Source organism: Streptomyces sparsogenes, from assembly GCF_001704635.1.
GTDB classification, from domain to species: domain Bacteria; phylum Actinomycetota; class Actinomycetes; order Streptomycetales; family Streptomycetaceae; genus Streptomyces; species Streptomyces sparsogenes.
The window spans coordinates 87,984-93,983 of record NZ_MAXF01000029.1 but is presented as its reverse complement, the minus strand read 5'-3'; the positions used below and the strand labels follow the sequence as shown (position 1 = coordinate 93,983).

The window sequence follows — 6,000 nt, the reverse complement described above, 5'->3', positions numbered from 1 at the left end:
GCTTCAGCAGGCCATCACCCCCGCCCGGCCGGATCTGCCCGAGCGGCGCTTCGGTGGCCGGATCTTCCGCGTCGGCGACAAGGTCACCCAGATCCGCAACAATTATGAGAAGGGGGCCAACGGGGTCTTCAACGGCACAGTGGGCGTTGTCACCTCCCTCGACCAGGACGAGCAGCGCCTGACCGTGCTGACCGACGAGGACGAGGAGGTGGCGTACGACTTCGACGAGCTGGACGAGCTGGCCCACGCCTACGCGGTGACCATCCACCGCTCCCAGGGCAGCGAGTACCCGGCCGTGGTCATCCCCGTGACCACCGGCGCCTGGATGATGCTCCAGCGCAATCTGCTGTACACGGCGGTGACCCGCGCCAAGCGCCTGGTGGTGCTCGTCGGCTCGCGCCGGGCCCTCGGGCAGGCGGTGCGTACGGTCTCGGCGGGTCGGCGCTGCACCGCGCTGGACCATCGGCTCGTTCAAAGGTGAACGTGTCGGGAGGGTTTCCGGACCGTCACGAACGGGGCAGGATGGGCGTGGATACGGCACTCAGTGCCGCCAAATGGCCCTTCGGCCGACCCCGAGTGCACGTTCATCGTCCGGATGGGGGAAGGTGGGGGGAGTCAGGGCACCTCGAAGAAGAGAAGCAGACGTCGGTGAGGGATGACGTGAGTGACAACTCTGTAGTACTGCGGTACGGGGACGGCGAATACACCTACCCGGTGGTCGACAGCACCGTCGGCGACAAGGGCTTTGATATCGGCAAGCTTCGCGCCCAGACCGGTCTGGTGACCCTGGACTCCGGTTACGGCAACACCGCCGCCTACAAATCCGCGATCACCTATCTCGACGGTGAGCAGGGGATCCTGCGCTACCGCGGCTACCCCATCGAACAGCTGGCCGAGCGCGCCTCGTTCCTCGAGACGGCCTTCCTGCTGATCAACGGGGAGCTGCCCACCGTCGACGAGCTGGCCGACTTCCGCGACCAGATCACGACGCACACGCTGCTGCACGAGGACGTCAAGCGGTTCTACGACGGCTTCCCGCGCGACGCCCACCCGATGGCGATGCTGTCCTCCGTGGTCAGCGCGCTGTCGACGTTCTACCAGGACAGCCACAACCCGTTCGACGAGAAGCAGCGTCACCTCTCCACGATCCGGCTGCTGGCCAAGCTCCCCACGATCGCGGCGTACGCGTACAAGAAGTCCGTCGGCCACCCGTTCGTCTACCCGCGTAACGACCTGGGCTACGTCGAGAACTTCCTGCGGATGACCTTCTCGGTCCCGGCGCAGGAGTACCAGCTCGACCCGATCGTGGTCAGCGCCCTGGACAAGCTGCTGATCCTGCACGCCGACCACGAGCAGAACTGTTCGACCTCCACGGTGCGGCTGGTCGGCTCCTCGCAGGCCAACATGTTCGCGTCCATCTCGGCGGGCATCAACGCGCTGTGGGGTCCCCTGCACGGCGGTGCCAACCAGTCGGTGCTGGAGATGCTGGAGGGCATCCAGGCCTCCGGCGGCGACGTCGACTCCTTCATCCGCAAGGTGAAGAACAAGGAAGACGGCGTGAAGCTCATGGGCTTCGGGCACCGCGTCTACAAGAACTTCGACCCCCGGGCGAAGATCATCAAGTCGGCGGCGCACGATGTCCTCTCGGCCCTCGGCAAGTCCGACGAGCTGCTCGACATCGCCCTCAAGCTCGAGGAGCACGCGCTCGCCGACGACTACTTCGTCGAGCGCAAGCTCTACCCGAACGTGGACTTCTACACGGGTCTGATCTACCGGGCGATGGGCTTCCCGACCGAGATGTTCACGGTGCTGTTCGCCCTCGGCCGGCTGCCGGGCTGGATCGCCCAGTGGCACGAGATGATCAAGGAGCCGGGCTCCCGCATCGGCCGTCCGCGCCAGATCTACACGGGTATCGTCGAGCGCGACTTCGTCCCGGTGGAGCAGCGCTGACACTGAGTGTCAGGCGAGCCACGCCATAGAAGAGGCAGAAGCGCCCCGCTGCCGATCCCCCCACGGGTCGGAGCGGGGCGCTTCCATTCCCGGTTACGGATTCCCCCCACGGGATCCGGCCGGGGGTCTGCTGGCCGCAGAAGCCCTCACCTGTACGCGATCTGCCGGGACGCGTACGCAACGGGAGGGCCGCTCAAAGCTCCCCGAGTACGTCGCCCCGGCCACGCGTAGCGGGATCCGTCCCCCAAGACGAACCCTCACCGCCCCATTAGACTCCCCACCCCCCGCGATGGTTACGTTCGGTCGCCTGTGATCTGCGTCTCTTGCCATATGGGGGCGTAAAAGGGCAAGAGCCTCGATTTGAAGATCGAGGCTCTCGTGTATGGGTGTTGTGCGGCTTATGGGGACTTGGTGAATCTATGGAGATTCGGTGAAGGTCCGCAGTCGCAGGCTGTTGGTGACCACGAAAACCGAGGAGAACGCCATCGCGGCGCCCGCGATCATCGGGTTGAGCATCCCCGCCGCGGCGAGCGGCAGCGCGGCGACGTTGTAGCCGAAGGCCCAGAAGAGATTGCCCTTGATGACGGCCAGGGTCCGGCGCGCCAGCCGGATCGCGTCCGCGGCCACCCGCAGATCGCCCCGCACCAGCGTCAGGTCCCCCGCCTCGATGGCGGCGTCCGTCCCGGTGCCCATCGCCAGGCCCAGGTCGGCGGTGGCCAGGGCGGCCGCGTCGTTGACGCCGTCGCCCACCATCGCGACCGTACGGCCCTCCGCCCGCAGCCGCCGCACCACGTCCACCTTGTCCTGCGGCAGCACTTCGGCGATGACCTCGTCGATGCCCACCTGGCGGGCCACCGACTCGGCGACCAGCCGGTTGTCACCCGTCAGCAGCACCGGGGTCAGACCGAGCCCGCGCAGCCGGGCCACGGCCTCGGCGCTGGTGTCCTTGACCGCGTCGGCGACCACGAGCACGCCGCGGGCGCGCCCGTCCCAGGCGACGGCCACCGCCGTGCGCCCTTCCGCCTCGGCCGCCGCCTTCGCGGCCGCCAGCTCCTCGGTCAGCCCGGCCCCGTGGGCCGCGAGCAGCTTCTCGCGGCCGACGAGGACCGTGTGTCCCTCCACGACGCCCTGGACGCCCAGTCCGGGCACGGACTCGAAGCCCTGGACCGCCGGGAGGGCGCCGGCCCGGGAGGCCGCCGCGTCGGCCACGGCGCGGGCCACCGGGTGCTCCGAGGCGTGCTCGAGGGCGCCGGCCAGCCGCAGGAGCCGGTCCTCGGTGACCCCGGGAGCGGTGTGGGCGCCGTGCAGCCGCATCCGGCCCGTCGTCACCGTGCCGGTCTTGTCGAGGACGACGGTGTCCACCCGGCGGGTGTTCTCCAGGACCTCCGGGCCCTTGATGAGGATGCCGAGCTGGGCGCCGCGGCCGGTGCCGACCATGAGGGCGGTCGGGGTGGCCAGGCCCAGCGCACACGGGCAGGCGATGATCAGTACGGCCACGGCGGCGGTGAACGCGGCGGTCGCGTCGCCGGTCAGCAGCAGCCAGCCCAGCAGGGTGCCGACGGCGATGAGGACGACGACGGGCACGAAGACCCCGGAGAGCCGGTCCGCGAGCCGCTGCACCTCCGCCTTGCCGTGCTGCGCCTCCTCGACCAGGGCGGCCATGCGGGACAGCTGGGTGTCGGCGCCCACGCGGGTGGCCTCGACGACCAGGCGGCCCGCCGCGTTGACGGTCGCGCCCGCCACGGTGTCGCCCACGGCGACGTCCACGGGCACGGACTCGCCGGTCAGCATGGAGGCGTCCACGGCCGAGGCGCCCTCGACGACCGTGCCGTCGGTGGCGATCTTCTCGCCGGGGCGCACCACGAAGCGGTCGCCGACGGCCAGCCGGGAGACCGGGATCCGGACCTCACGGCCCTCGCGCAGCACGGCCACGTCCTTGGCGCCCAGGTCCATCAGCGCGCGCAGCGCCGCGCCCGCCCGGCGCTTGGAGCGGGCCTCCAGGTAGCGGCCGAGGAGGATGAAGGTGGTCACCCCGGCCGCGGCCTCCAGGTAGATCGAGGAGGAGCCGCCGCCGCGGGCGACGGTGAGGTCGAAGCCGTGCCGCATGCCGGGCATGCCCGCGTCGCCGAGGAACAGGGCCCACAGGGACCAGCCGAAGGCGGCGAGGGTGCCGAGGGAGACCAGGGTGTCCATGGTGGCCGCGCCGTGCCGGGCGTTCGTCCAGGCGGCCTTGTGGAAGGGCAGGCCGCCCCAGACGACGACGGGCGCGGCGAGGGCGAGGGACAGCCACTGCCAGTACGTGAACTGCAGCGACGGCACCATCGCCAGGAGGACCACGGGCGTGGACAGGGCCAGTGAGATCAGGAGCCGGCGGCGCAGCGCGTCCGTACGGGCATCACCGGGCTCACCCGCCGCGGGCTTCCCGCCGGCGCGTCCGGCGTCCGTGGACGCGCCCGTGGACGCGCCCGTGGGCCCGCCCGTGGACCCGCTCGTGGAGGCGTCCGTGGGTGTGGACGGGGACGGGGCCGCGGGCTCGGACTCCGGCTCGGGTGCCGGGGGCCGCGGCGGCTCGGCGGTGTAGCCGGTCCTGACGACGGTGTCGATCAGGTCGGCGATCTCGACGCCGCCCTCGTAGGTCACCTTCGCCTTTTCGGTGGCGTAGTTGACCGTGGCGGTGACGCCGTCCATGCGGTTGAGCTTCTTCTCGACGCGCGCCGCGCAGGAGGCGCAGGTCATGCCGCCGATGGTGAGCTCCACCTGGGAGGCCGGGGTCGCCGGCGAGGTCTGCTCCGCTGTGGGTGTCTTCTCCTTCGCGGCGCGTGGGGCCGTGCTGGTCATCTCGGGCTCCTGGGGCTCCTGGGAGGAGGGCCGGGCCGGGTGGGCGGGGCCGCGCGGCCCGGCGGGGGTGGCGTCAGGCCCGGCCGGTCAGCTCGTAACCGGCCTCGTCCACGGCGGCGCGCACCGCCTCGTCGTCCAGCGGGGCGGCCGAGACGACGGTGACCTGGCCGGTGGCGGCGACGGCCTGGACGGAGCTGACGCCGTCGAGGGCGGAGATCTCCTGGGAGACGGCGCCTTCGCAGTGGCCGCAGGTCATGCCGGTGACCTGGTAGACGGTGGTGACGCCGGACGCGGTGGTGGCCTCTGAGCTCATGGCTTCTCCTCGGGTGAGCGGGCGGACACGGCTGAGTCCTCGGGTGCCCAGGGGGCGCGGGTTCCCCGGTGCCCCCTGATGATGACAAGCATAATACCCCTAGGGGGTATCAGGGGGTCCGGGACGGGGTCTCGGCGCCGATGATCGGGGCGAGATAGCCGTGGAGGGACGCCTTCAGCTCCTCGATGTACGCGGCCCGCTCCCCGCCCTCGTGGGCGAGTACGAGTTCGAGGCCCGCTTTGAACAGGGAGAACACCATCGTCGCGGTGCGGGTGCGGCGCTCGGGGGGCAGTGCGGGCTGGATGAACCCGATCAGCTCCTCGAGCCGGGCCTGCAGGGCGACGTGCAGCGCGTCGTGGTCCTCGGTCATCAGGCCGGGGATGTCACCCGAATGGATGAGAGTGAGGAAGACGGGGTTCTGGCAGTTGAACTCGACCATCGGATCGACGACCGCGTCCAGCATCCGGTCGAGCGGGAGCGAGGCGTACTCGGGGGTGAAGAGCACGCCGTGGGCCTCCCGCATCCGGTGGGTGAGCCGCTCCCCGAGCTCGACGGCGATGGCCTCCTTGTTCGGGAAGAACTGGTACAGCGTCCCGGGGGAGACCCCGGCCTCGCGGGCGATCGCGTTGGTGCTCGCCCCCGCGTAGCCCGCCCGGCAGAACACGCTGGCCGCCGCGTCGAGCAGCTGCTGGATGCGGCGCTCCCCGCGCGCCTGCCTGCGGCGCGGCTTCGCCTCGCCGGCGGGCTGGTCTGCCTTGGTCTCGGTCACGCGTCAATCCCCAGCTCTCGTGATCCATTGACAAACACGAGTGCTCGCTCGCATTCTGGAGAAACGCGAGCGGTCGCTCGTGTTTGCCGCTCCTTGGGCAATCAGCGACCCATGCTGCCTGCCTAAACGC

5 protein-coding genes are annotated in these 6,000 nt (G+C 70.6%); 2 read left to right on the top strand and 3 right to left on the bottom strand.

Annotation, left to right across the window (positions count from 1 at the left end; translation table 11 throughout):
- Positions 1 to 481: ATP-dependent DNA helicase (locus BBH68_RS06115; protein ID WP_170066537.1), on the top strand; the 481-nt coding region annotated here is incomplete at its 5' end.
- 179 nt (positions 482 to 660) lie between these two features.
- Positions 661 to 1,950, top strand: coding sequence for a citrate synthase (locus BBH68_RS06110; protein ID WP_065959490.1), 1,290 nt, complete (start codon positions 661 to 663; stop codon positions 1,948 to 1,950).
- A gap of 417 nt (positions 1,951 to 2,367) precedes the next feature.
- Here the strand turns inward: BBH68_RS06110 and BBH68_RS06105 are convergent, their stop codons facing one another.
- From BBH68_RS06105 to BBH68_RS06095, 3 genes are all read right to left on the bottom strand, one after another.
- Positions 2,368 to 4,788, bottom strand: a complete 2,421-nt coding sequence (locus BBH68_RS06105; RefSeq protein WP_065959489.1) for a heavy metal translocating P-type ATPase — start codon at positions 4,786 to 4,788, stop codon at positions 2,368 to 2,370.
- A gap of 73 nt (positions 4,789 to 4,861) precedes the next feature.
- Entirely contained in the window at positions 4,862 to 5,101 is a 240-nt protein-coding gene (locus BBH68_RS06100; RefSeq protein WP_065959488.1) for a heavy-metal-associated domain-containing protein, read from the bottom strand.
- A 109-nt stretch (positions 5,102 to 5,210) separates the two neighbouring features.
- The gene (locus tag BBH68_RS06095) at positions 5,211 to 5,870 is read right to left on the bottom strand and encodes a TetR/AcrR family transcriptional regulator (RefSeq protein ID WP_065959487.1); all 660 of its coding nucleotides are present in this window, start codon (positions 5,868 to 5,870) and stop codon (positions 5,211 to 5,213) included.
- Positions 5,871 to 6,000 lie beyond the last annotated feature (130 nt).

Bases quoted from the DNA above. Each gene is read 5' to 3' on its own strand.
- BBH68_RS06105 (WP_065959489.1), bottom strand. From the start codon at position 4,788: ATGACCAGCACGGCCCCACGCGCCGCGAAGGAGAAGACACCCACAGCG.
- BBH68_RS06100 (WP_065959488.1), bottom strand. From the start codon at position 5,101: ATGAGCTCAGAGGCCACCACCGCGTCCGGCGTCACCACCGTCTACCAG.